This is a genomic window from Bacillus sp. SRB_8, assembly GCF_003264205.1.
Taxonomy (GTDB): Bacteria; Bacillota; Bacilli; order Bacillales; family Bacillaceae_G; genus Bacillus_A; species Bacillus_A mycoides.
In genome coordinates this window covers 860226-883722 of the sequence record NZ_NADT01000018.1, presented here as the reverse complement: position 1 = coordinate 883722, position 23497 = coordinate 860226, and the positions used below count along the sequence as shown (strand labels likewise).

The following is a 23497-nucleotide window of genomic DNA, read 5'->3' as shown; positions in this document are numbered from 1 at the left end:
AGAAGGTGAAGAACATGAGATTAGATAAATTATTAGCGAATATGGGACACGGAAGTAGAAAAGAAGTAAAGAAATTACTGAAAGACGGCGTTGTGAAGATTGATGGAACGCCAGTGAAAGATGCGAAGTTTCATGTGAATGTAGAAGAGCAAGAGGTTATGATTCACGGTGAAGTTGTGGAATATAAAGAGTTTGTTTATTTAATGATGCATAAACCACAAGGTGTTATTTCAGCGACAGAAGATGATAACCACGAAACAGTAATAGATTTATTAGAATTAGAAGATGCGATTTTCGATCCATTCCCTGTTGGAAGGCTCGATATTGATACAGAAGGTTTCTTATTAATCACAAATGATGGGAAGTTAACGCATCAACTATTATCTCCGAAAAAGCATGTGCCGAAAAAATATTATGCACACATTTCAGGTGTTGTAACGGAAGAGGATGTAATAGAATTCGCTAAAGGTGTTATTTTAGAAGATGGCTATGAAACGAAGCCAGGCGAACTTACAATTTTAAAAAGTGATGATATTTCTGAGATTGAACTCGTTATTACAGAAGGAAAATTCCATCAAGTGAAGCGTATGTTTGAAGCGGTAGGGAAAAAAGTAGTTTATTTAAAGAGAACAGAGATGGGACCTTTAATGTTAGATGAAGAGTTAGAACTTGGGCAATATCGTGAATTAACAGATGAAGAAGTAGAAATGTTAAAGACGTATCAAGTAGATAACGAAAAGTAACGCCAATTTCAGAGCATAGAAAAGACCCCTTTCTAATGAGTTAGAAAGGGGTATGTATTTATTTACATACAATTATTTTTTATTATGAGGTCATTCTCACTTTCTTTCCTGTCGTTGTCCACTTGCCGCGGCAAGGACTATACACGAGTTCATTAAACTGCAACACATTTAGATCACGTTGTATTGTTCGCGGTGTGATCCCGAACTCATCTACAAGGTCTTTCGTTGTTACCGTACCGTTTTCATTGATGTACATATAAATCGATTTAATGCGTGTTAGCATACGAGTAGTTGTAGGTTTCAAGAGAAAACCGCTCCTCTACTAGTTTTTTTGACCCCATTCAGGAAAGAAGGTCGTTACTACCATTGTACTCTACATGATAAAATTCATGCTTTAACTTACTTAAATTTTACAAAAGTTTAACAAATATTCATATAGAAAAATATTGGTAGTTGACATTGTATGTCTGGTCAGTCAACTAACTCATAAATTTCTACGTAAAACGCCAAATTCCTGCAAATTTTTTTTAAAAAATAAAAGAAAAACTAATAAGAAATATCTGAAATATTACAATTGTCCGTTATTAGTTTTTCATGTATGGCATAAGAGATTTTCGTTTGCTATGATGAAAGAGACAATATAGTGAAGGATGGATGCGTGATGTCGACGATTAATTGGACAGAAGAAGTTACAAAACGAAAAGATGATTTAATTCGTGATACACAAAAATTTTTACAAATTAAAAGTGTATGGGAAGAAGAATCTGCGAAAGAGGGCGCACCATTTGGTGAAGGTGTAGAAAAAGCCTTATCTTTCATGTTACATAAAGGAGAAGCAGAAGGTTTCTGTTCTAAAAATTTAGAAGGATATGCAGGTCATCTTGAAATGGGACAAGGAGAAGAATTAGTAGGTATTCTTTGTCACGTTGATGTTGTACCAGAAGGAGATGGCTGGACAACTCCTGCGTATAGTGCGGATATTCGCGACGGGAAGATTTTTGCACGCGGTGCAATTGATGATAAAGGGCCGACGATGGCAGCTTATTATGCGATGAAAATCGTTAAAGAATTGGGCTTACCTCTTTCAAAACGTGTTCGTATGATTTTAGGAACAGATGAGGAAAGTAATTGGAAGTGTGTAGATCATTATTTTAAAAATGAAGAAATGCCAACAATCGGTTTTGCGCCGGATGCAGATTTTCCGATTATTAATGCGGAAAAAGGAATTTCTGACATACAAGTTGTGCAAAGTGGTGGCGAAGAGAAAGAAGGCACATTTAAGCTTATTTCATTTGAGTCAGGTCGTCGTTTAAATATGGTTCCTGATTTTGCAGAAGCAGTTATTACAGGAGAAGATGTAAATACACTTACAGTAGCATATGAAGAGTATTTACAAACTGCTAAAAAAATAGGTAAAGCAATTGTAGAAGGAAAGACGGTGACGTTGCAAATCAAAGGGATTTCAGCTCACGGATCTACTCCGGAAAAGGGAGAAAATGCAGGTTTATTATTGGTAAACTTCTTAACGAAAGTTTCTCTTGATGGAAAAGGGGCTTCATTTACCTCGTTTGTAACAGAAACATTTACAGGTGATATTATGGGAGAAAAAGCTGGTATTTCTTATAAAGACGATATTAGCGGGCCGTTAACAGTGAATGTTGGTCGTCTGTCTTACTCGCAAGAAAACGGTGGTAATTTAGGATTAAATGTACGCTATCCAGTTACAACTAACTTTGAAGAAACGATTGCAAAGTTAAAAGAATATGTTGGTACTCACGGATTTGAAGTAGCGGATTATTCTAACTCTCGCCCGCATCACGTTGACAAAGATCATACGTTAATTCGTACTTTACAACGTGTATATGAAGAACAAACTGGTGAAAAAGCTGAATTGTTAGCAATTGGCGGTGGTACTTATGCTCGTTCATTGAAAGCTGGCGTTGCATTTGGCCCGTTATTCCCAGGAAAAGAAGAACTTGCGCATCAAAAAGACGAGTACATTGAAATTGAAGATTTATTAAAAGCGACAGCGATTTACGCTCAAGCAATTCATGAATTAGCGAAATAAAAGATATTTAAATAATGACCGCTCTCTACTTTAGAGGGCGGATTCTTTTTAGCTGAATGAGATAAGGAAGAAAAGCAACAATAACATAAAGGAGACGATGTAGATGGTGCCGCATTATTTTGTCGCAGTAACTTTACCACGTCATATAAAAGAAATTCTTTCTAATTATAAAGAGGAAATGAAGGATGAATTACCATTTCGCTCGTGGGTATATGAAGAAGACTATCATATTACCCTTTCATTTTTAGGAAGTGCGACAGAGGAACAGTTAGAAGGAATAAAGAATGGATTACAGACACTTACAGAAAAAACGGAATTATCGTTCACGTTACAAGGACTTTCTACATTCGGACAGGTGGACCAGCCGCGTATATTTTGGGCGGGGATAAGTGTTAATCAAGATTTGTTTAGTTTACAAAAGCAAGTGCATACAATTTGTGAAGAAAATGGCTTCTCTCTAGATACACGTCCTTATCATCCACATATTACTGTTGCGCGTAAATGGGTAGGAGAAAAAGTGTTTGATCTGACAAATGTAAAAGAGTTACCTGTAACATCATTTCAAGCAGATACGATTACTTTGTATGAATCTCACGTTAAGGAAACGCCGAAGTATAAATCGATTACTGAAATAAAACTAAAAAAATAGAATGTATGAAAACGTTTTTTATACAGGTGAATATACTATAGGGAATAATGTGTTACTGTATAGAGCTTCGCTGATAAGAAAAACCTTATCATTTGCAGCTCGTTTCATTTTAACTTTAAGAATGATGGTGATTTTTTATGTTGAAAGTAAAACGTCCATTTGATGCCTATTTAGATGAAATGAATAAAATTACAATTTTGCTCCCGCATGCGTATGGAACAAGCCGGACATTTCGTTTACAAGAAGGAAGCAATGTGAAAGAGTTACCGATTGTTCATACTATTGCTCTTCCAGATGCAACGAAGTATGAATGCTTTATAGAAGAGCCGATAGATGTGGGGAAGTATTATACAGTACGGGATGAACGGAATGAAGAAACAGATTTACAAATAGGCGCTGTGATTCGAACAGTAGTTTTCGATGAAAAATATTATTACGAAGGTACCGACTTAGGTGCTGTGTATAAAAAAGAAGAAACAATATTTAAAGTATGGGCTCCGACTGCAAGGCTTGCGAAAGTACGGATTTATAAAAGTGATAAAGAATATATTGATTATGAAATGTACAGAGAAGAAAACGGAGTGTGGATTCATACATTACAAGGTGATCATGATGGAGCACGATATACATTCCTTGTTTGTATTAATTTAATATGGAACGAAGCGGTTGACCCTTATGCAAAGTCTGCGACGATAAATGGAAAATACGGCGTCGTTATCGATTTGGAAAAAACGAATGTGACAAAACGAGTAGAATTATCACCATTACAGTCAATGACAGATGCCATATTGTATGAACTGCATATTCGTGACGCTACTATTCACCCAAACAGTGGGGTGAATAAGAAAGGAACATATAAAGGGCTAATGGAAGAGGAGACAGTAGGGCGAAATGGGACATTAACAGGATTGTCTCATATAAAAGATTTAGGCGTTACACATGTTGAACTATTACCTTTACATTGTTTTGGTGGTATAGATGAAGTGAATCCTGCTTCCGCATATAATTGGGGCTACAATCCGTTATATTACAATATACCAACAGGATTTTATGTTACAAACCTTTCTGATCCATATAACAGGATAGTAGAGTGTAAACAACTAATTGAAACATTTCATGATCACGGCATTCGAGTGATTATAGATGTTGTATATAATCATGTTTATGAAAGAGAATTATCATCATTTGAGAAGCTTGTCCCGGGATATTATTTTCGTCATGGGGAAGACGGTATGCCTTCTAATGGGACGGGAGTTGGAAATGATATAGCATCTGAACGGAAAATGATGAGGAAATTTATTATAGAATCTGTTTTATATTGGCTTACTGAATACAATGTTGATGGATTCCGATTTGATTTAATGGGAATTTTAGATGTTGAAACGATGAATGAATTACAAAAAGAAGTACGAAAAATAAAGCAGGATGCGCTGTTATTAGGTGAAGGATGGGATTTGCAAACACCGCTTCCTCTTGAAGAGAAAGCGACGTTAAATAATGCGAATAAAATGCCATGTATCGCACAGTTTAATGATCAATTTCGTGATGGAATAAAAGGAAGTACTTTTAATATAAATAAACGTGGCTTTGCATTTGGTGGGCATGTAGACTGTAATCATTTGCAGTATATAGTAGCTGGTAGCCTTTTAAGTATGAAAGAAACAGGATTGTTCCTAGAGCCAGTACAAAGCATCAACTATGTAGAATGTCATGACAATATGACGATGTGGGATAAACTAGTGCAAAGTAATCCAGAATCAGAAGGAATTTTGAAAAGGCGTCATCGTTTAGCAACTGCAATGGTTATTCTTTCACAAGGGATTCCTTTCTTACATGCGGGGCAAGAGTTTTATCGTACGAAGCAAGGGAACGAAAATAGCTATAATGCAAATGATGAAATTAATCAATTAGATTGGGATCAAAAAGAGAAAGAGATGGAGACCGTTAACTATATAAAAGGGTTAATTGCGATTCGCAAAGGGCATGGGGCATTCCGATTACAAAATGTAGACCTTATAAAAAAGCATATGACTTTTTTGCAAACATCTACAGAAGTACTGGCATACTACTTAGAGCATGTAGAATTATTTGGACCGTGGAAAGAGATTGTAGTTTTATTTAATAGCGGTTTGGAAGCTAAAACGGTGCAGCTTCCAAAAGAAGAAACGTGGCATGTGTTAGTAAACGAAAAGCAAGCGAAAATAGAGCCAATTTCTTCATTTAGAGGAAAGGAACTTCAATTGGCTCCAATTAGCACGTATATATTGACGATAATGTGACAAATCGCTACTTGACGATGAGAATGTAATAAATGTAGAATTGACAAAGGTGACGATTTTCATAAGTTGTCATTCTATGATTGATTTTGTAAAATAAACTAGAAGAACAGGTGATTTATCCTGTTTTTGGCTTATGCCAAGTTTTTTCATTCAAATACAGTAAAATATATGAATCCACAACATGTGTAGAAATGTTGCGGTTTTTCTTTTCATAACTATAAAAGATAAGGATTTGTTAACGGGTAATGAATATGGAATGGTTGGAACAATTATTAGGAAAAGAGTGGAGTCTTATACCGGCTGGTGGAGTAACGGGCGATGCATATATTGCGCAAAACGGACAACAAAAGTTATTTTTAAAGCGGAATACATCGCCCTTTTTAGCGGTATTGTCAGCAGAAGGAATTGTTCCAAAATTACTTTGGACAAGAAGGGTAACGAACGGTGATGTAATTTCTGCTCAAAAATGGCTTCCGGGACAGAAGTTAGAGCCAGAGGATATGAAACTAGAACGTGTTGCGAAACTTTTGAAGAAAATACACTCCTCTAAAGCGCTTGTGCAGATGATTCAAAGGCTAGGAAAGCAGCCGCTTCATGCGCAAGAGTTATTACAACAATTACAGCTCGTTTTAAGAGGAGATATAAGAGTTGATGAAACAATTCAGCAAGGTCTTCAATATTTAACGGAGTCATTAAAAGATATTGAGTACAATGAATTCGTTGTATGCCATTGTGATGTAAACCATAACAATTGGATATTGTCGGACGAAGATGAATTGTTTTTAATTGATTGGGATGGGGCTGTTATTGCTGACCCAGCTTTAGATCTTGGTATGTTATTATATTGGTATGTTCCGCGCCATGAATGGAGTGAGTGGCTCGGATATTATGAGATTGAACTAGATGAATCATTGCTTAGGCGTATGAGATGGTATGTGATAGCACAAACGATTTTATCTATGCAATGGCACACAACAAAAAAGCAGCAAGCAGAAGCTAAATATTGGCATCAATATTTACAGCAACTACTTGCTTCAGAATAATACTTAAGAAAAATTGTCCATTCCAGCAATCCACTGAGTAAGTTGTTCTTGATTATTGGAAATATGGTTGTCCAAATTAGAGGAAGATTTACCCGATTGACTATAAGAATATACATCGTTTAGCATTACTTTAGTGTCACTACTTATACTATCGTTTGCGAGTAACGATTGAATGAGTCGCTCTAATTGCTCGCATTCAGAAACTGTCCCGCAGCAATCACTTTGATGGTTGATTAAAATATCTTTTAATACTTCTAATTGATGCTGTTGATTAATTGGCATGAACGGATCATCCTTTCGAGTGTTTTTCTCTCCCTAGAAATGTAAGAGAAAAAGCTGTTTCGTCATGGAATGTTTAATGCTTTATGTAGTTTTTATCAAAATGGTACATCTTATACTTGAAAGAAACGGACCGAGTGCTCGTACGTACTTGGTTTTTTGTTTGATAGATTGATTAAAACAGAAAGAAGGAATTTTTCCTTTAAAATAGTTTTGTAAAGAGAGGGAGACATCTATGCGTTTAAGACATAAGCCTTATGCAATGGATCGAATTAATGAGTATTCACATATCGTAATTGGAAACCCAGAGGAGAGTGCTGGTAACTGGAAAGAAATATTTGGAAATGAACAGCCAATTCATATTGAAGTAGGTACAGGACGTGGCCGCTTTATGTATGATATGGCAAAAGCAAATCCGCATATTAACTATATTGGAATTGAAAAATTCACAAGTGTTGTTGTAGATGCACTTGATAAATTAATTGAAGAAGAAGTACCGAACTTAAAGTTAATTAATAAAGATGCTGAAGATTTAACAGTTTTCTTTGCGAAAGGTGAAATTGACCGCGTTTATTTAAACTTCTCAGATCCATGGCCGAAGAATCGTCATACGAAGCGTCGTTTAACGTATAAAACATTTTTACGCAATTATGAAGAAGTGTTAGTAGATGGCGGAGAAATTCATTTCAAAACTGATAACCAAGGTTTATTTGAATATTCTATTATGAGTATGGCTGAGTATGGTATGTTATTAACTTACCTTAGCCTAGATCTTCATAATAGTGATTATGAAGGAAACATTATGACAGAATACGAAGAGAAATTTTCTAGTAAAGGTCATCGTATTTATCGAGTTGAAGCAAAATATCGTACGGAGCCTATGCAGTAATGCATAGGTTTTTTATATGAAAAATAATCGGAATATTATGTTAAAATTAAATAGAAAAGGGGGATGGGATATGGAACAGTTACAAATTGGAAATATAAAAGTGACGTGGCTAAAAGGTGGGAATACACATTTAGATGGAGGCGCGATGTTTGGAGTTGTGCCAAAAGTACTTTGGTCACGAAAATATAAACATAATGATACAAATCATATTTATTTACGAACAGATCCGTTACTCTTACAAACGAAAGAAGGAAACATGCTTATTGATTCAGGGATAGGGAATGGTAAATTGAATGAGAAAATGAAGCGGAATCAAGGTGTAACAGAAGAATCATCAGTTAAGGAATCTTTAGAAAAATTGGGACTGCATAATGAAGATATTCATTACGTCTTAATGACGCATCTTCATTTTGACCATGCATCTGGTTTAACAAAATGGGAGGGAAATCGCCTTGTTCCGGCGTTTCCGAACGCAACGATTTATGTAAGTGAGACTGAATGGAATGAAATGAAAAATCCGAATGTTAGATCGCGTAATACATATTGGAAGGAAAATTGGGAGCCAATCGTTGATAAGATTGTTACGTTCAGGCAAGAAATAGAAATTACGGATGAAATAAAGATGGTGCATACGGGTGGTCATAGCGATGGACATGCTGTTGTCGTCCTTGAAAGTCAGGGTGAAACGATGCTTCATTTAGCGGACATTTTACCGACGCATGCACATCAAAATGTATTATGGGTAATGGCATACGATGACTATCCAATGACATCGATTGAACATAAACAAAAGTGGATGAAGTATGGTGCTGAAAAAGAGGCGTGGTTTACTTTTTATCATGATGCATATTACCGTGCAGTAAAGTGGAATGAGGAAGGGCATATAGTGGAGAAGATAGAGAGAAAAACAAATATAGAAGCTTAATATTAATAAGAGGAAGGTGTCCAAAAATATTTATTGGAACAATCTCCACTTATTATGTATTGCTGTTATTATCAGCTTTTGTTGGTAATTCTAAAAAAAAAAGAGGTTCACCTAATGGGAAACCTCTTTTTATGCTGCTATAACCTCTAAAACAGTACCTGTTTTAGCATCAACTAAAAATTCAAATCGTTCTTGTATTTCATCTAACATCGTTGTAAGACCGCCGCGATAAACTTCGTACGCGACATCATATTTTTCAAATGTCTCCGGAACCATATGTACCCAAGAGCCAGTAATTTCACCTTTATGACTTAATGCTTGTTTCACCATTTTCAATGCTTTTTCTGAAGAAATATGGGATTGTTCTTGTACTTTGTTTGCAACGAAATAACCAGCTGCGAACCCAACGCCAAGACCTGTGACTAAACCTTTCCAGCTCATATATTCACCTCAATTCTTTAAAATAAAAATAGTGTACCAATAATAATTATAATGCAAATGCAACTAAAAAAGAAGAAACTAGAAACATTTCGAAAATTTCGTTACAATAAAAGAGGTATTCTACTAAGGTTTGAAAGAAGGGGACTTCGTGAATAAAGAGACATTACAATTATTTCGTACGTTAACAGAATTACAAGGTGCATCAGGTTTTGAACATGATGTGCGCAGTTTTATGAAGCAAGAATTAAGCAAATATGCTGATGAGATTGTGCAAGACGGTTTAGGTAGCGTATTTGGTCTGAAAAAAGGGGACGAAACTGGCCCGCGCGTTCTTGTAGCAGGTCATATGGATGAAGTAGGTTTCATGGTTACGCAAATTACGAAAAATGGGATGCTTCGTTTTCAAACGTTAGGTGGCTGGTGGAGCCAAGTACTATTAGCTCAGCGTGTACAAGTTATGACGAAGAATGGTCCTGTTATTGGGGTTGTTGGTTCCATTCCTCCTCATTTATTAAGTGATGCGCAACGTGCAAAACCGATGGATATAAAAAATATGTTAATTGATATAGGTGCAGATAGTTATGAAGATGCGATTGAAATTGGCATAAAGCCAGGGCAACAAATCGTTCCAATCTGCCCATTCACGCCAATGGCAAATGAAAAGAAAATTATGGCGAAAGCTTGGGACAACCGCTATGGATGTGGCCTTGCTATCGAATTGCTAAAGGAATTAAAAGATGAAACATTACCAAACACATTATACTCTGGTGCGACTGTACAAGAAGAAGTAGGTCTTCGCGGAGCACAAACTGCTGCAAATATGATTCAACCAGATATTTTCTATGCGCTTGATGCAAGTCCAGCAAATGATGCATCTGGTGATAAGACGCAGTTCGGTCAATTAGGAAAAGGCGCTCTTCTTCGTATTTATGACCGTACAATGGTAACACATAGAGGAATGCGTGAATTCATTTTAGATACAGCAGAAACACATAACATTCCGTACCAATACTTTATTTCACAAGGTGGTACAGATGCGGGCCGTGTGCATACAAGTAACTCTGGTATCCCATCAGCAGTAATTGGTGTTTGTGCACGCTACATTCATACACATGCTTCTATTTTACATGTTGATGATTATGCGGCAGCGAAGGAATTAATTACGAAGCTTGTGAGAGCGACGGACAAAACGACGTTAGAGACAATTAAGAATAACGCGTAAAGAGGAAGGGTGAAAAACCCTTCTTTTTTTAGGTTGAATAGATGACCCAGCGATGAATGGGAGCGGTCAGTGTCTAGTTGGTGTTCGAGCGATGTATTAAGACCGCGGGTAGGAAGAGAGAGGAAGGCTGTTTTTGGAAAACCTTTTCTTTTTTTAGGTGGGAGAGATGACACAGAGATGCGTGTGTGCGGTCAGGCGCACTACGGTATAAATCTCAGTCATGAAGACTGATTTGGTGTTCGAGGCTAGTATTAGGATAGAATGATGAATTTATATAGAGGTGAATGAAATGAAGGTAGTAGTTGGATCGAAGAATAAGACGAAGGTTGGGGCTGTGGAGAAGGTTTGGGAAGATGCTGAAATTACATCTCTTTCTGTTCCATCAGGAGTAGCAAATCAGCCTTTTTCAGATGAAGAGACGATGCAAGGAGCAGTAAATAGAGCGAAGAGAGCATTGCAGGAAGGTGCAGCTCATATCGGCATTGGGCTAGAAGGCGGCGTTATGAAAACGGAGCATGGGTTATTTATGTGTAACTGGGGTGCTTTAGCGACGATTGAAGGTAAAACATTTGTTGCGGGCGGGGCACGTATTAAGTTACCAGACGATTTTTTAGCACCGCTTGAAGAAGGAAAAGAGCTAAGTGAAGTGATGGAAGAGTTTGTAGAGCGAAAAGATATTCGTAGTCACGAAGGTGCTATCGGTATTTTTACAGATGATTATGTCGACCGAACGGAATTATTTGTACACGTTGTTAAGTTACTTGTTGGGCAATATAAGTATGATGAAAAGCAAGCATAAACCTTGCACCATGCGCGATGTATGGTAGTATAAAGAAAAGATTATAGTGTGAAAAAGTGCACTCGTTAGAGGAGGAAATATAGATGAAATCATTAGAAAGCATGGAACAATTCCAAGAATTAAAAAATGAAGAGAATGTAGTCTTCATGTTCTCAGCAGAATGGTGCCCAGATTGCCGTTTCGTTGATCCATTTATGCCAGAAGTAGAAGAGAAGTATAGTGATTTCTCATTTTACTATGTAGATCGTGATGAATTTATTGATTTATGCGTGAAAGTAGACGTATTTGGCATTCCAAGCTTTGTAGCGTACAATAAAGGTGAAGAAACTGGACGCTATGTAAATAAAGATCGTAAAACACAAGAGCAAATCGAAGAGTTTATTGAAGGTTTAAAATAAGACAATTAGCCAATTGAATTGTAAAAACAACCTCTACCTTCGCGGGGGAGGTTATTTTTTTGGAAGGGAGGAAAAAGAGATGAAAATGACAAGTAAAAAGATGAAAGACGAGTTAATGAAGAAATTATCTCGACCAGAATGGGACTTTCATTATGATAGCGAGAAAGAAGTTCTTCGTATTGAACAAACAGACTCGAAAAAAGGTATTAACGTATCACTTCCAGGAGTAGTTGCAAAATGGGAAGTGAACAAAGAAAAAGCAATTGAAGAGGTCGCTTATTACGTACAAGAAGCGCTAATTGCAATGCATAAAGAAGAAAATAGCACGGCGAAAATTTTACCTGTTATTCGCTCTACTTCTTTCCCGAAACAATCAGAAGAAGGAAATCCGTTTATTATGACGGACCATACGGCGGAAACACGTATTTACTATGCGCTAGATTCTAATAAAACATATCGATTAATTGATGAGCGCCTATTGCAAAAATTAGAGCTTACAGAGGAACAAGTACGTGAAATGGCATTATTTAATGCTCGCTCATTAGGCTATGAATTTAAGCAGGAGACAGTAGCAGGTAATACATTCTACTTTTTAAACACAAATGATGGATACGATGCGAGTCGTATTTTAAACGAATCGTTACTACACTCGATGCGTGAAAAGATCTCTGGTGATATGGTTGTTGCAGTTCCTCACCAAGATGTATTAATTATTGCTGATATCGTCAACGAAATCGGTTATGATATTATTGCACAAATGACAATGAAATTTTTTGCCGAAGGGCATGTTCCGATTACATCACTTTCATTCGTATATGAAGATGGGGACTTCGAACCAATCTTTATTTTAGCGAAGAATCGGAAGAAGACAGATGGAAAAGAGAAAGGATGAACGAAGTGAACGTTTTTTACAACCTTGAAGGAATTGGTGACACTTTAATTGTTACCTTACAAGATATTACTTTAGAAAACCGTACATTTGACCGCAAAGGAGATGTTGCTCGCGTATACGATCGTGAAAGCAACGTAACAGCAGGATTCAACATCTTTAATGCGTCTTCTTATGTAGAAGTAACAGACAACGGAAACGTTACATTAACGAAAGAGTTTGTTGAAAAAATTAACGGAATTTTAGCGAAGAATGGCTTTGAAGAAAAAGTAGAAGCTGATTTCACGCCGAAATTTGTTGTAGGCTATGTAGCTGAAAAAGAGAAGCATCCAAATGCTGATAAATTAAACATTTGTACAGTAGAAATCGGTACAGAAACATTACAAATCGTATGTGGTGCACCAAACGTTGATGCAGGACAAAAAGTTGTTGTTGCAAAAATCGGTGCTGTAATGCCAAGTGGTATGTTAATTAAACCAGCTGAACTTCGCGGTGTTCCTTCTTCTGGAATGATTTGCTCTGCACGTGAGTTAGAGCTTCCAGATGCTCCAGAAGAAAAAGGTATTCTTGTATTAGAAGATAGCTTTGAAGTTGGACAAGAATTTAAATTTTAATTGATGTTAGAAAAAGTAGTCTCGCATATGTGAGGCTATTTTTTTGTGCGAAATTCCTAGGATTGTAACGTTTCCTCTCAAAATCTATATTGTATTTCAAAAACGGATTAGGTAAAATTTAGAAAAAAGAAGGAGGGTAGACGTATGAAGCAACAACCAAAAATTGCAGAACTTCTGAAACGAATTGAAACTTCAAAACAGCAAGATATCGAACTAGGTTCCTATGAAATATATGTGTTTAGCGAAAATGAATTAGAAAAAGGACAAATCGGTTATCGATATGATAAACATAAAAATTCATTAATAAGTGAAGAAAGTGGAAAATGGAAAGAGGAATGGATTGTTATCGGATATGAAACGGATATGGGGGATCCTGTTTTCGTAAATGTAGCTGATGATGCTTATCTAGTCTATACCGCAGAGCGTGGTACAGAAACGTGGCAACCCGTTCATATTGGAAATATGGATGAAATTATAAAACAATTATAAGAAAAACTTTGAGACCGGTGCAAAGTGATAGGAGAGAAAAATGAAGTATATAAAAATAATGAGCGCTATTGCAGTCATTGGAATATATATGGGAGGTTGTTCGCAAGAAGAGCCGAAAAAAGAAACAACCTCTTCTATACAAGAAAAAAACAAAGATAATAAGGAAGACGCACCGGTAGAAAAGCAGCAAGAAGAACAAGAAAAGAAAGAACAGCCGCAAGCAATTCAAACGAATGAGCAAGTGGAACATAAGCAGGAGGAAGTGCCGGCCGAGGAAAAGAAAGAGGAAACTACGCCGCTGCAGCCAACTGAGCAACCAGTACAAAATAATAAACAAAAAGTAGAGAGTAATGAAAAACAAGAAAAGTTTCTCGTCGTTATTGATCCAGGGCATCAACAAAAAGCGAATTTAAATTTAGAGGCAATTGGTCCAGGAGCAACTACGCAAAAATATAAAGTAACAGACGGAACAGCGGGAGTTGTAACGAAAAAGAGGGAATCAGTTCTTGTATTAGAGATGGCTTTTATATTGAAAGAAAAACTGGAAGCAAAAGGTATACAAGTATTGATGACGAGAACGTCACATGAGGTTGATATAAGTAATAAGGAACGAGCAACATTCGCGAATGATCATAAAGCGAATTTATTTTTGCGCCTTCACGCAGATGGTTCTGAAAATCCAAATCAAAGTGGATTTGCTGTATTGACACCGGCAGAAGGAAGTCCGTATACGAAAGAGATTTATGCTGAAAGTCTTCAAATCTCTCAAACGATAGTAAATAAAATGAGAGAGAATCATCAAGTGAAAGTAAATGGAATTAAATTTCGGGATGATCTTTCTGGATTTAATTGGTCAAAAGTTCCAGGAGTACTATTAGAACTTGGATTTATGTCAAACCCTGAAGAAGACAAAAAATTATCTGACCCACAGTATGTAAATTCTTTATTGCAAAGTGTAACGGATAGTGTGGATGAATATCGGAAGGGTAAAGATTAAACGAGGTCTTACATGTAAGACCTCGTTTTTCTATATGAAAAACAATCGTGAATTAGAATATTATGGATAAAACTAATATGCTTAATTTTACCTGCACTTTTTGCCGAATGCTGATACAATAAAGGATGTTACTATTTAGTAGAAAGAGTGGTAAACATGTTAGATTGGATGAAAAAGCTGTTTAACAAAGAGGAAGAAAAAACAGTGATGAATAAAGAAGTACCGGCACAAATTGAAAGTCAGCCGAAAATTCCTCGTGTAAACCACTACACTGAAGCAAGAGAAGCACAAATGGCAAGTCGGAATGCAGGGAAATGTCGTTTTCCATTAATACCAGATAATGGCTTCGATGAGGAGGATGTAAGAGAACTGCCTAACTTTGAAGAACAACCTATTCAAAGAGGAGCATATGAAGAACAGCCTACTCAAAGAGGAATAAAAGTGGAAAGAAGCAGACGACCGTATGTGGAAACAGAAGCACCTACATATGAGGAACCGGAATTGCAATATGAACCGGAACCAGAGCCTGTCGTAAAAAAAGCATTCGTACCGTCGCAAGAAAGTAACCGTAGACCATTTCGTCCAACAGAAATGATTTCTCCGATTTATGGATATAACCGTCCTTCAGTAGAAACGAAGGTTGTGCAGGAGGAAGAAAAGGTAAGAGAAGATCTTGAAATATCTGTTGAAGGAAAAGCTGTTGTTGACGCATGGTTAGAGAAAAAGGGATATACATTATCTGACTTTTCGGGAGTTCTACAAGGAAGTTCATCTGTTAAGAACGGAGTGAACGAACGAAGTAATAAAGTAGAAGAAAAATCGGTTGTGGATACATGGTTAGAGAAAAACGGTTACGAAGTTGAACGTCAAGCCCCTTCATTAGAAGAAAGCCTAAGTGATGATTTGCTTCATAAAACAGTAGGACAGCATGTGGAAGAAGAGGCTACAATTGTACAAGCCTTGAAGCAGGAGCAAGATGTAGTGGCGTTATCATCTACAGAAGATAACGAAGAAACTTTACAAGAAGAGTCAATAGATTCTAAAGTAGAGCATGTGTATTCGATATTAACAGAAGAAAATGAATGTAATACAGAAATAGAAGAAACTGTTGCTGAAGTTGCAGCAAATCAAGTCGAAGAAGAAACCTTAGAAGATGTAGTGATTGTAAAAGCAGATGAAAAGCTTGAAGAAACAATTACTATAGAAATACCAGATGCTTTTGAAGAAGAAGCTAAGGAAGCAGAAGAAGTTGTGGAATTAGAAGAAACTGAGGAAGCAATAGAAGAAGTTGTGGAATTAGAGAAATCTGAGGAAGCGACAGAAGAAGTTGTGGAATTAGAGAAACCTGAGGAAGCAGCAGAAGAAGTTGCAGAATTAGAGGAAGCTGAGGAAGCAGCAGCAGAAGAAGTTGCAGAATTAGAAGAAGCTAAGGAAGCGACAGAAGAAGTTGTGGAATTAGAGAAACCTGAGGAAGCGACAGAAGAAGTTGCGGAGTTAGAGGGTACTAAGGAAGAAGAACCAATTTCTCAAGAAACAGTAATTGAAGAAACGATGAATACAGATTTAGTGGAAAATACACCAGTTGCAGAGCAACCAGTGATTTCTCAACAAGAAACAATTACGTTCAAGGAAGAAAGTGAAGTATTCGTACCAGTTTCAGAAACGGATGAGCAAACAAAGAAAGATGTTCAAAACTTTGCGAACGTTTTAATTGAAGAAGCGGAAGAAAAGAAGCAAGTTGCTGAAGAACAGCCTGCTTTACAAATAGAAGAACCGAAACGTGAGAAAAAACGTCATGTCCCATTTAATGTTGTCATGTTAAAGCAGGATAGAAAGAAATTAATGGAAAGACATGCGGCAAGAACGAACGTAATGCAATCAACTGTCAGTGAACGAGTGGAAGAAAAGCCAGTGCAGCAAGTGGTAGTAGAACCACAAGCAGAAGAAAAGCCAATGCAGCAAGTGGTAGTAGACCCGCAAGTGGAAGAAAAACCAGTGCAGCAAGTGGTAGTAGAACCACAAGCAGAAGAAAAACCAGTGCAGCAAGTGGTAGTAGACCCGCAAGTGGAAGAAAAACCAGTGCAGCAAGTGGTAGTAGACCCGCAAGTGGAAGAAAGTCCAGTGCAGCAAGTGGTAGTAGAAGCCCAAGTGGAAGAAAAACCAATGCAGCAAGTGGTAGTAGAAGCTCAAGTGGAAGAAAAACCGATGCAGCAAGTGGTAGTGGAACCGCAAGTGGAAGAAAAACCGATGCAACAAGTAGTGGTGGCTGGACAAGTACAAGAGTCAATTTCAAGTACGGAAGTACAAGAGAAAGCATATGTTGTAAATCAAAAAGAGAATGATATGCGCAACGTACTACAAGCGCCACCGAAGTATGAACTTCCGCCATTAACGTTGTTGTCAATTCCACAGCAGGCAGCATTAGATAATACGGAGTGGCTAGAAGAACAGGAAGAATTATTAAATACGACATTTAATAATTTCCATGTTGGAGCACATGTTATTAATGTGTCACAAGGGCCGGCGGTAACTCGTTTTGAAGTACAACCAGACCCAGGTGTGAAAGTAAATAAAATTACAAATTTAAGTGATGATATTAAGTTAAGTTTAGCTGCGAAAGATATTCGAATTGAAGCGCCAATTCCAGGGAAGAGTGCAATTGGAATTGAAGTTCCAAACAAGGAAAGTAAGGCAGTATTCCTGCGTGAAATTTTAAGAAGTCCTGTATTTACAAAGAGTGAATCACCGCTTACAGTTGCGCTGGGGCTTGATATTTCCGGTGATCCAATTGTAACGGATATTCGAAAAATGCCACATGGACTTATTGCGGGTGCAACTGGTTCAGGGAAAAGTGTGTGCATTAACGCGATTTTAACGAGCATTTTATATAAAGCGAAGCCGCATGAAGTGAAGTTGATACTAATTGATCCGAAGATGGTTGAGCTTGCACCATACAATTCTGTTCCACATCTTGTAGCACCTGTTATTACTGACGTAAAAGCAGCTACAGCTGCGTTAAAGTGGGCGGTTGAAGAGATGGAACGTCGTTATGAATTGTTTGCTCATGCTGGTGCTCGTGATTTAACTCGTTACAATACGATTGTAAGTGGTAGAGAAATCCCAGGTGAGACATTACCTTATATTGTAATTGTCATTGACGAGTTAGCGGACTTAATGATGGTTGCTCCTGGTGATGTGGAGGAAGCGATTTGTCGTATTGCACAAAAAGCTCGTGCTTGTGGTATTCACTTATTAGTTGCGACGCAGCGTCCATCTGTAGACGTTATTACAGGTTTAATTAAATCAAACATTCCAACGCGTATTGCGTTTACAGTATCATCTCAAGTTGATTCGCGTACGATCATCGATATTGGGGGCGCGGAGAAGTTACTTGGTCGTGGTGATATGCTATTTTTAGGAAACGGCACATCTAAACCAGTTCGTGTACAAGGTGTATACGTATCAGATGATGAGATTGAAAGAACAGTTGATCATGTGAAAAAGCAAATGAAGCCAAACTACTTATTTAAGCAAGAGGATTTATTAGCAAAATCAGAGCAGAGTGAGTCTGAAGATGAACTATTTTTTGATGCATGTCAATTTGTTGTAGAGCAAGGGGGAGCGTCCACATCTTCTGTACAGAGAAAATTCCGCATAGGTTATAATCGCGCGGCACGTCTAATTGAAGAGATGGAGTCGCAAGGGATTATTTCTGAAGGAAGAGGAACGAAACCGAGAGATGTCCTTATTTCTGAGGATGAATTCGCTGCTATGCAGGAAACAAATGTATAGGAAACGGTTTTGCTGTATACTAATAGAAAATGTTGGATAGTAAAGTAGGGAGTAAAGCGACATGAAAGAAATTGAATTAAAATTAAAAGGTGAAATAAATCGACTAACAAATAAAACATTTAAATTTGATGAACGTGTTGGAGAAGGCTGGTTCTCTGCCGTTTACTTTTTAAAAACTAGAGAAATCATTGAAGAATTTCGCCCGAAAAGCGTTGTAACAATGCAGTTTTTTCAAAAAGAACATGCAGTTCTTTGCGGAGCAGATGAGGTAATCGCATTGCTACAAACATTTGCCAAAAATCCTGAGGAATTAGAAATTCATTCTTTAAAGGATGGCGATAATATTAGTCCGTTTGAAACAGTTTTAACAATTCATGGTCCTTATGAATACTTCGGCTTTTTAGAAGGTGTAATTGATGGGATTTTAGCTCGTCGTACATCAGTTGCGACAAACGTATATAACGTTGTCCAAGCTGCACGTAGTGTAGATAAAGAAAAACCGGTTATTTTCATGGGAGATCGTGACGATCATTATACGCAACAAGCTGGTGACGGCTATGCGGCATACATCGGAGGTATGAGCGCGCAAGCGACGCATGCAATGAATGAATGGTGGGGCAGAAGTGGTATGGGGACGATGCCTCACGCTTTAATTCAAATGTTTAATGGTGATGTTGTTGAAGCTGCAAAGGCATATCATAAAAAATTCCCAGAAGATGAATTAGTCGTACTAATTGATTATAACAATGATGTCATCACAGATGCACTTCGCGTAGCGCGTGAATTTGGATCAACATTAAAAGGTGTACGTGTCGATACGTCTCGCACAATGATTGATCAATACTTCATTCGTCACCCAGAAGTACTTGGAACATTCGATCCACGTGGTGTAAATCCATCACTTGTATTTGCACTTCGTAAGGCTCTTGATGAGGAAGGGTTCCAACATGTAGATATCGTTGTAACTGGTGGGTTTGATGAGAAGCGTATTCGTGAATTTGAAGCTCAAAATGTTCCTGTCGATATATACGGAGTAGGAAGTAGCTTATTAAAAATGAATATTGGTTTTACTGGTGATAACGTAGAATTAAATGGAAAACCAGAAGCAAAAGCTGGTCGTAAATACCGTCCAAATTCACGTCTAGAGCGTGTTCAATTAGAAACAAAAGAAGATATGTAAAAGCGAGAAAAACTGATAGGTGATTGACCCTATCAGTTTTTCTGTTATCATAGTATAGCGGCTTGTTTTTTGCTATAATAAATGTGTTATGGACATAAAAGAAGTACGTACGAGTTTATCACTGATAAGTGAATATAAAAAGAAATTCACTGCATCAGAAATGTATGATGATTACCAAAATAAGAAAAGATTCATATACTGTCTTATAGATAGGCCGTTGTATTAGTTCGAAATGTTGGAGGTTCTTTAAGATGACAGTTTACCATTTTGTAGGAATTAAAGGAACAGGAATGAGTTCATTAGCACAAATTCTTCATGACATGAAGCATACTGTTCAAGGGTCTGATTATGAAAAGCGTTTCTTTACACAAACAGCATTGGAAAAGCGTGGTATTTCCATCCTTCCTTTTGATAAGAATAATATTAAAGAAGGACAAGTGATTATCGCAGGAAATGCATTTCCTGATACGCATGAAGAAATCGTAGCAGCAAAAGAATTAAATATCCCAGTACATCGTTACCATCACTTCTTAGGTGATCTTATGAATCAGTACACAAGTGTTGCTGTAACTGGTGCACATGGAAAAACATCAACAACTGGTTTGTTAGCCCATGTAATGCAAGGTGCACACCCAACATCATACCTTATTGGAGATGGAACGGGGCATGGGGTAGAAAATAGTAAGTATTTTGTATTTGAAGCTTGTGAGTATCGTCGTCATTTCTTGTCTTACTATCCAGACTATGCAATCATGACAAATATCGATTTCGATCACCCAGATTATTTTGCAGACATCAATGATGTATTTAATGCATTCCAAGAGATGGCATTGCAAGTGAAAAAAGGTATTATTGCATGTGGTGATGATGAAGAACTTCAAAAAGTTCAAGCGAAAGTACCTGTTATTTTCTATGGATTTGGAGAAGATAATGATTTCCAAGCACGTAACATTCAAAAGAGAACTGATGGTACTATATTCGATGTATTCGTTCGTAATACGTATTATGACACGTTCAAAATTACAGGATACGGCGATCACAGCGTATTAAATGCATTAGCAGTAATCGCGCTTTGCCATTATGAAAACGTTGATGTAGAAGCAGTTAAGCATCAGCTAACAACTTTTGAAGGCGTAAAACGTCGCTTTAATGAAAAGCCAATGGGAGAACAAGTTATCATTGATGACTATGCACACCATCCGACAGAAATTAATGCAACGATTGAAGCAGCTCGTCAAAAACATCCAGAGCGTGAAGTTGTCGCTGTATTCCAACCACATACATTCTCACGTACAGAGAAATTTTTAGATGAGTTCGCGGAAAGCTTAAGTAAAGCTGACCAAGTATACTTATGTGATATTTTCGGATCAGCACGTGAAAACAAAGGTGAATTAACAATTGAAGATCTGCAAAAACGTATCGATGGCGCAGAACTAATTACAGATACAACAACGGATGTGTTAAAGAAACATAAAAACGGCGTTCTTATTTTCATGGGCGCAGGTGACATCCAAAAATTCGAAGCAGCTTACGTAAAAGAAGTTCAAGTTGCAGAGAAGTAATAGAAAAGACGCATAGCTTGGCTGTGCGTCTTTTTTGTTGTGTTCGATATATTTTAAAAAGCGTTGATATGTTGGTATTGTTCATTTTTTTTGTATAGTTGTTTTAATAAGAATATATATAGTGAACTAAAAAGTACATATCCAATTAAATAATAGAATGAAAACATATCGAATTGTTTTGTTAGCATAATTCGAATCGCGAAAAATGCAAATGGAAGTGCAATTAAAACGCTAGTACTAAAGGAAATCATTGTTTTTAAAAATTTTAATTGCTTTGTATTCCAATGGTTTTCTCTACAGATGAACCAAATGTTGCTTGCGATAAAGGCTAATAAAAATGGTAAATTAGCTGAAATATTTATAAAGCCAAGTGCGATAGGTACTGATAAAGCAACGAGTGGAGCAACTGATAGTCCTGTAAAGTATTTAATAAATGTATTTGTAGATTGCTGTGCATTTTGAATAACATCTGTATATTCTACTGCAATTTCCTTTGCTAATTCTTTTGGAGGAAGAAATTCTTCAATCACCTGTGAAGGGATGGTTGCTGGTGGTACCCCTTCACTTCCTTTACTTAATGCATTTTCATATAAATCGGATTTGATTTCTAGCATATGTTGTTCTCTTGCTGACGTAGGTAAGTTCATTAAACCTTTATGAAGATCGTGTAAGAAAGAAACAATGAGTTCATTTGAAAAGAATCGTTCCTTGTTCATTTTTTATCCTCTCCTTTAGCTAGTAACATTAGAGCTTGATATACTGCACCATAATCATGTAAGCGACTATTTAAAATTTCTCTCCCTTCGTCTGTAATGCGATAGTATTTTCTTTTTGGCCCATCACCGGACTCTTCCCAATAGGAAACAGCCCAATTGTTTTTCGTGATTCGATTTAATATAGGGTAAATCGAACCGTTCGGGATATGAAACACAGGGATATCTTGTAAGGCACTTGTAATTTCGTATCCATACATAGGTTGTTTGCTTATTAAAGACAAAATAGCGAGATCAAAAACACCTTTACGTAATTGAATTATAAAATTATCATATTTTTCCATACTTTAACTATATATGATTCATATCTAGATATCAATCATATATAGTGATTATTCTTATATAAAACTGAAAAAGTGCGAATGTTTAACTTTTTTTCACCTATAAGTGTTAGAATAATAGGAAAATTAAAAGGGGCTAAAAAAACATGTTCACACTCCGAGTAGATGACGAAATCGAATTACAACTATTAGAAAAACATCATAAAGAGGGACTATATGAATTAATAGATCAAAATCGTAATCATTTAAGAAGATGGCTTCCGTGGGTAGATGGGACGAAATCAGCTGATGCGTATAATGAGATTTTTCCGATGTGGTTAAAGAAATTTGCAGAGGGAGATGGGTTTGAGGCTGGTATACGCTATAAAGGAAAGCTCGTTGGGATGGTAGGTATTCATCCGGTGAGCTGGGGTAAGAAAGCTACGAGTCTTGGATATTATCTTGCAGAAGATGCTGGCGCGAAAGGTATTATGACGCGAAGTGTGAAGACTGTGCTTCATTATGCATTTGATAATTTAAAGCTGAATAAAATTGAAATTCGTTGCGGTGTTGAAAATGCGAAAAGCCGTGCGATTCCAGAACGTTTAGGTTTTAAATTAGATGGTATTTTAAGAGATGAAGAATGGATATATGATCATTTCCAAGATATCGCTGTGTATAGTTTACTAGCTTCAGAATGGAAGAAGATTCGATGAACGAGAAGATTTGTATTATTCCGTATGAAAGTATGTTTCAAGATGAAGTAGTAGATCTTATCGTTCATATTCAGCAAAAAGAGTACAATGTCCCTATTACGAAAGAAGAGCAGCCGGACTTACTAGAAATAGAAACGTTCTATCAAAGGGACAACGGAAATTTTTGGGTAGCAACTTATGATGGGAAAGTAGTTGGAACGATAGCTTTATTAGATATTGGGAAGCATCAAGTAGCGCTAAGAAAAATGTTCGTGAAGAAAGAGTTCCGCGGAAAAGAATGGGGCGCATCACATACGCTACTTCAAACGGCAATTTCTTGGGCGAAAGAAAAGAACTTGGAAGACATTTATTTAGGAACAACAGTTAAATTTCTAGCAGCACACCGTTTCTACGAAAAGAATGGTTTTCAAAGTGTGAGTATAGAAGAGTTGCCAAAAAGTTTTCCAGTGCTAGAGGTAGATAAGAAATTTTATAGGTATACTGTTTAAAA

The 23497-nt window shown here is 36.9% G+C and carries 24 protein-coding genes; 19 read left to right on the top strand and 5 right to left on the bottom strand.

The genetic code is table 11. The features are described 5' to 3' along the window. The first annotated feature begins 14 nt into the window (after positions 1-14). Positions 15-743, top strand: a complete 729-nt coding sequence (locus B5P40_RS14745; protein ID WP_002034388.1) for a pseudouridine synthase — start codon at positions 15-17, stop codon at positions 741-743. Positions 744-825: 82 nt separating this feature from the next. Here B5P40_RS14745 and B5P40_RS14740 read toward each other — a convergent pair whose 3' ends face one another. Further along, positions 826-1047, bottom strand: a complete 222-nt coding sequence (locus B5P40_RS14740) for a DeoR family transcriptional regulator (RefSeq protein ID WP_000805512.1) — start codon at positions 1045-1047, stop codon at positions 826-828. Positions 1048-1404: 357 nt separating this feature from the next. Here B5P40_RS14740 and pepV point away from each other — a divergent pair, with 357 nt between their 5' ends. The 4 genes from pepV to B5P40_RS14720 all read left to right on the top strand — a co-directional run bounded on the left by pepV (position 1405) and on the right by B5P40_RS14720 (position 6782). After that, positions 1405-2811, top strand: coding sequence for a dipeptidase PepV (pepV, locus tag B5P40_RS14735; protein WP_113709351.1), 1407 nt, complete (start codon positions 1405-1407; stop codon positions 2809-2811). Between the two features lie 103 nt (positions 2812-2914). Beyond that, a complete protein-coding gene (gene thpR / locus B5P40_RS14730) occupies positions 2915-3460 on the top strand; it encodes an RNA 2',3'-cyclic phosphodiesterase (protein WP_113709350.1) in 546 nt (181 codons plus the stop codon). A 137-nt stretch (positions 3461-3597) separates the two neighbouring features. Continuing rightward, on the top strand, positions 3598-5739 hold the full coding sequence (gene pulA, locus B5P40_RS14725; RefSeq protein WP_002190925.1) for a type I pullulanase: 2142 nt from the start codon (positions 3598-3600) through the stop codon (positions 5737-5739). A 245-nt stretch (positions 5740-5984) separates the two neighbouring features. Further along, positions 5985-6782: a phosphotransferase family protein gene (locus B5P40_RS14720; RefSeq protein WP_002034382.1), complete on the top strand. Its 798-nt coding sequence runs from the start codon at positions 5985-5987 to the stop codon at positions 6780-6782. 3 nt (positions 6783-6785) lie between these two features. On the opposite strand, the gene B5P40_RS14715 is transcribed toward B5P40_RS14720, so the two are convergent. Beyond that, complete coding sequence (locus B5P40_RS14715) at positions 6786-7064, bottom strand: YtzH-like family protein (RefSeq protein WP_002015625.1); 279 nt, start codon at positions 7062-7064, stop codon at positions 6786-6788. A 232-nt stretch (positions 7065-7296) separates the two neighbouring features. Between B5P40_RS14715 and trmB the strand changes: the two genes are divergently transcribed. Beyond that, positions 7297-7950: a tRNA (guanosine(46)-N7)-methyltransferase TrmB gene (gene trmB / locus B5P40_RS14710; RefSeq protein ID WP_002015624.1), complete on the top strand. Its 654-nt coding sequence runs from the start codon at positions 7297-7299 to the stop codon at positions 7948-7950. A gap of 70 nt (positions 7951-8020) precedes the next feature. Beyond that, positions 8021-8875, top strand: coding sequence for a YtnP family quorum-quenching lactonase (locus B5P40_RS14705; RefSeq protein WP_002190924.1), 855 nt, complete (start codon positions 8021-8023; stop codon positions 8873-8875). A 129-nt stretch (positions 8876-9004) separates the two neighbouring features. Here the strand turns inward: B5P40_RS14705 and B5P40_RS14700 are convergent, their stop codons facing one another. Then, positions 9005-9316, bottom strand: a complete 312-nt coding sequence (locus tag B5P40_RS14700) for a PepSY domain-containing protein (protein WP_002112333.1) — start codon at positions 9314-9316, stop codon at positions 9005-9007. Positions 9317-9464: 148 nt separating this feature from the next. Here B5P40_RS14700 and B5P40_RS14695 point away from each other — a divergent pair, with 148 nt between their 5' ends. From B5P40_RS14695 to murC, 10 genes are all read left to right on the top strand, one after another. After that, positions 9465-10538, top strand: a complete 1074-nt coding sequence (locus B5P40_RS14695; protein ID WP_002089046.1) for a M42 family metallopeptidase — start codon at positions 9465-9467, stop codon at positions 10536-10538. Positions 10539-10827: 289 nt separating this feature from the next. Beyond that, positions 10828-11337 (top strand): DUF84 family protein, encoded by a 510-nt coding sequence (locus B5P40_RS14690; RefSeq protein ID WP_002089045.1) that lies wholly within the window; start codon positions 10828-10830, stop codon positions 11335-11337. A gap of 83 nt (positions 11338-11420) precedes the next feature. Beyond that, complete coding sequence (locus B5P40_RS14685; RefSeq protein ID WP_002015619.1) at positions 11421-11735, top strand: thioredoxin family protein; 315 nt, start codon at positions 11421-11423, stop codon at positions 11733-11735. Positions 11736-11814: 79 nt separating this feature from the next. Then, positions 11815-12627: a DUF1444 domain-containing protein gene (locus tag B5P40_RS14680; protein WP_002129459.1), complete on the top strand. Its 813-nt coding sequence runs from the start codon at positions 11815-11817 to the stop codon at positions 12625-12627. Continuing rightward, complete coding sequence (gene ytpR / locus B5P40_RS14675; RefSeq protein WP_002089041.1) at positions 12624-13238, top strand: YtpR family tRNA-binding protein; 615 nt, start codon at positions 12624-12626, stop codon at positions 13236-13238. Before B5P40_RS14680 ends, ytpR begins: the two co-directional genes overlap by 4 nt. Positions 13239-13382: 144 nt before the next feature. After that, positions 13383-13727 (top strand): hypothetical protein, encoded by a 345-nt coding sequence (locus B5P40_RS14670; protein WP_002015616.1) that lies wholly within the window; start codon positions 13383-13385, stop codon positions 13725-13727. Positions 13728-13767: 40 nt separating this feature from the next. Continuing rightward, on the top strand, positions 13768-14724 hold the full coding sequence (locus tag B5P40_RS14665) for an N-acetylmuramoyl-L-alanine amidase (protein ID WP_002190922.1): 957 nt from the start codon (positions 13768-13770) through the stop codon (positions 14722-14724). A gap of 156 nt (positions 14725-14880) precedes the next feature. After that, positions 14881-18516, top strand: a complete 3636-nt coding sequence (locus B5P40_RS14660) for a DNA translocase FtsK (RefSeq protein ID WP_113709349.1) — start codon at positions 14881-14883, stop codon at positions 18514-18516. 61 nt (positions 18517-18577) lie between these two features. Next, positions 18578-19696: a nicotinate phosphoribosyltransferase gene (locus B5P40_RS14655; RefSeq protein WP_002015597.1), complete on the top strand. Its 1119-nt coding sequence runs from the start codon at positions 18578-18580 to the stop codon at positions 19694-19696. 251 nt (positions 19697-19947) lie between these two features. Then, positions 19948-21258, top strand: coding sequence for a UDP-N-acetylmuramate--L-alanine ligase (murC, locus tag B5P40_RS14650; RefSeq protein ID WP_002015598.1), 1311 nt, complete (start codon positions 19948-19950; stop codon positions 21256-21258). A 53-nt stretch (positions 21259-21311) separates the two neighbouring features. Here murC and B5P40_RS14645 read toward each other — a convergent pair whose 3' ends face one another. Continuing rightward, a complete protein-coding gene (locus tag B5P40_RS14645) occupies positions 21312-21974 on the bottom strand; it encodes an HAAS signaling domain-containing protein (protein WP_002190914.1) in 663 nt (220 codons plus the stop codon). Then, on the bottom strand, positions 21971-22315 hold the full coding sequence (locus B5P40_RS14640; protein WP_002190913.1) for a PadR family transcriptional regulator: 345 nt from the start codon (positions 22313-22315) through the stop codon (positions 21971-21973). The genes B5P40_RS14645 and B5P40_RS14640 overlap by 4 nt, the downstream gene beginning before the upstream one ends. A gap of 143 nt (positions 22316-22458) precedes the next feature. On the opposite strand from B5P40_RS14640, the gene B5P40_RS14635 reads away from it, so the two are divergent. Next, a complete protein-coding gene (locus tag B5P40_RS14635) occupies positions 22459-23007 on the top strand; it encodes a GNAT family N-acetyltransferase (protein WP_002034364.1) in 549 nt (182 codons plus the stop codon). Next, positions 23004-23495, top strand: coding sequence for a GNAT family N-acetyltransferase (locus B5P40_RS14630; RefSeq protein ID WP_002190912.1), 492 nt, complete (start codon positions 23004-23006; stop codon positions 23493-23495). Before B5P40_RS14635 ends, B5P40_RS14630 begins: the two co-directional genes overlap by 4 nt. Positions 23496-23497: the final 2 nt, after the last annotated feature.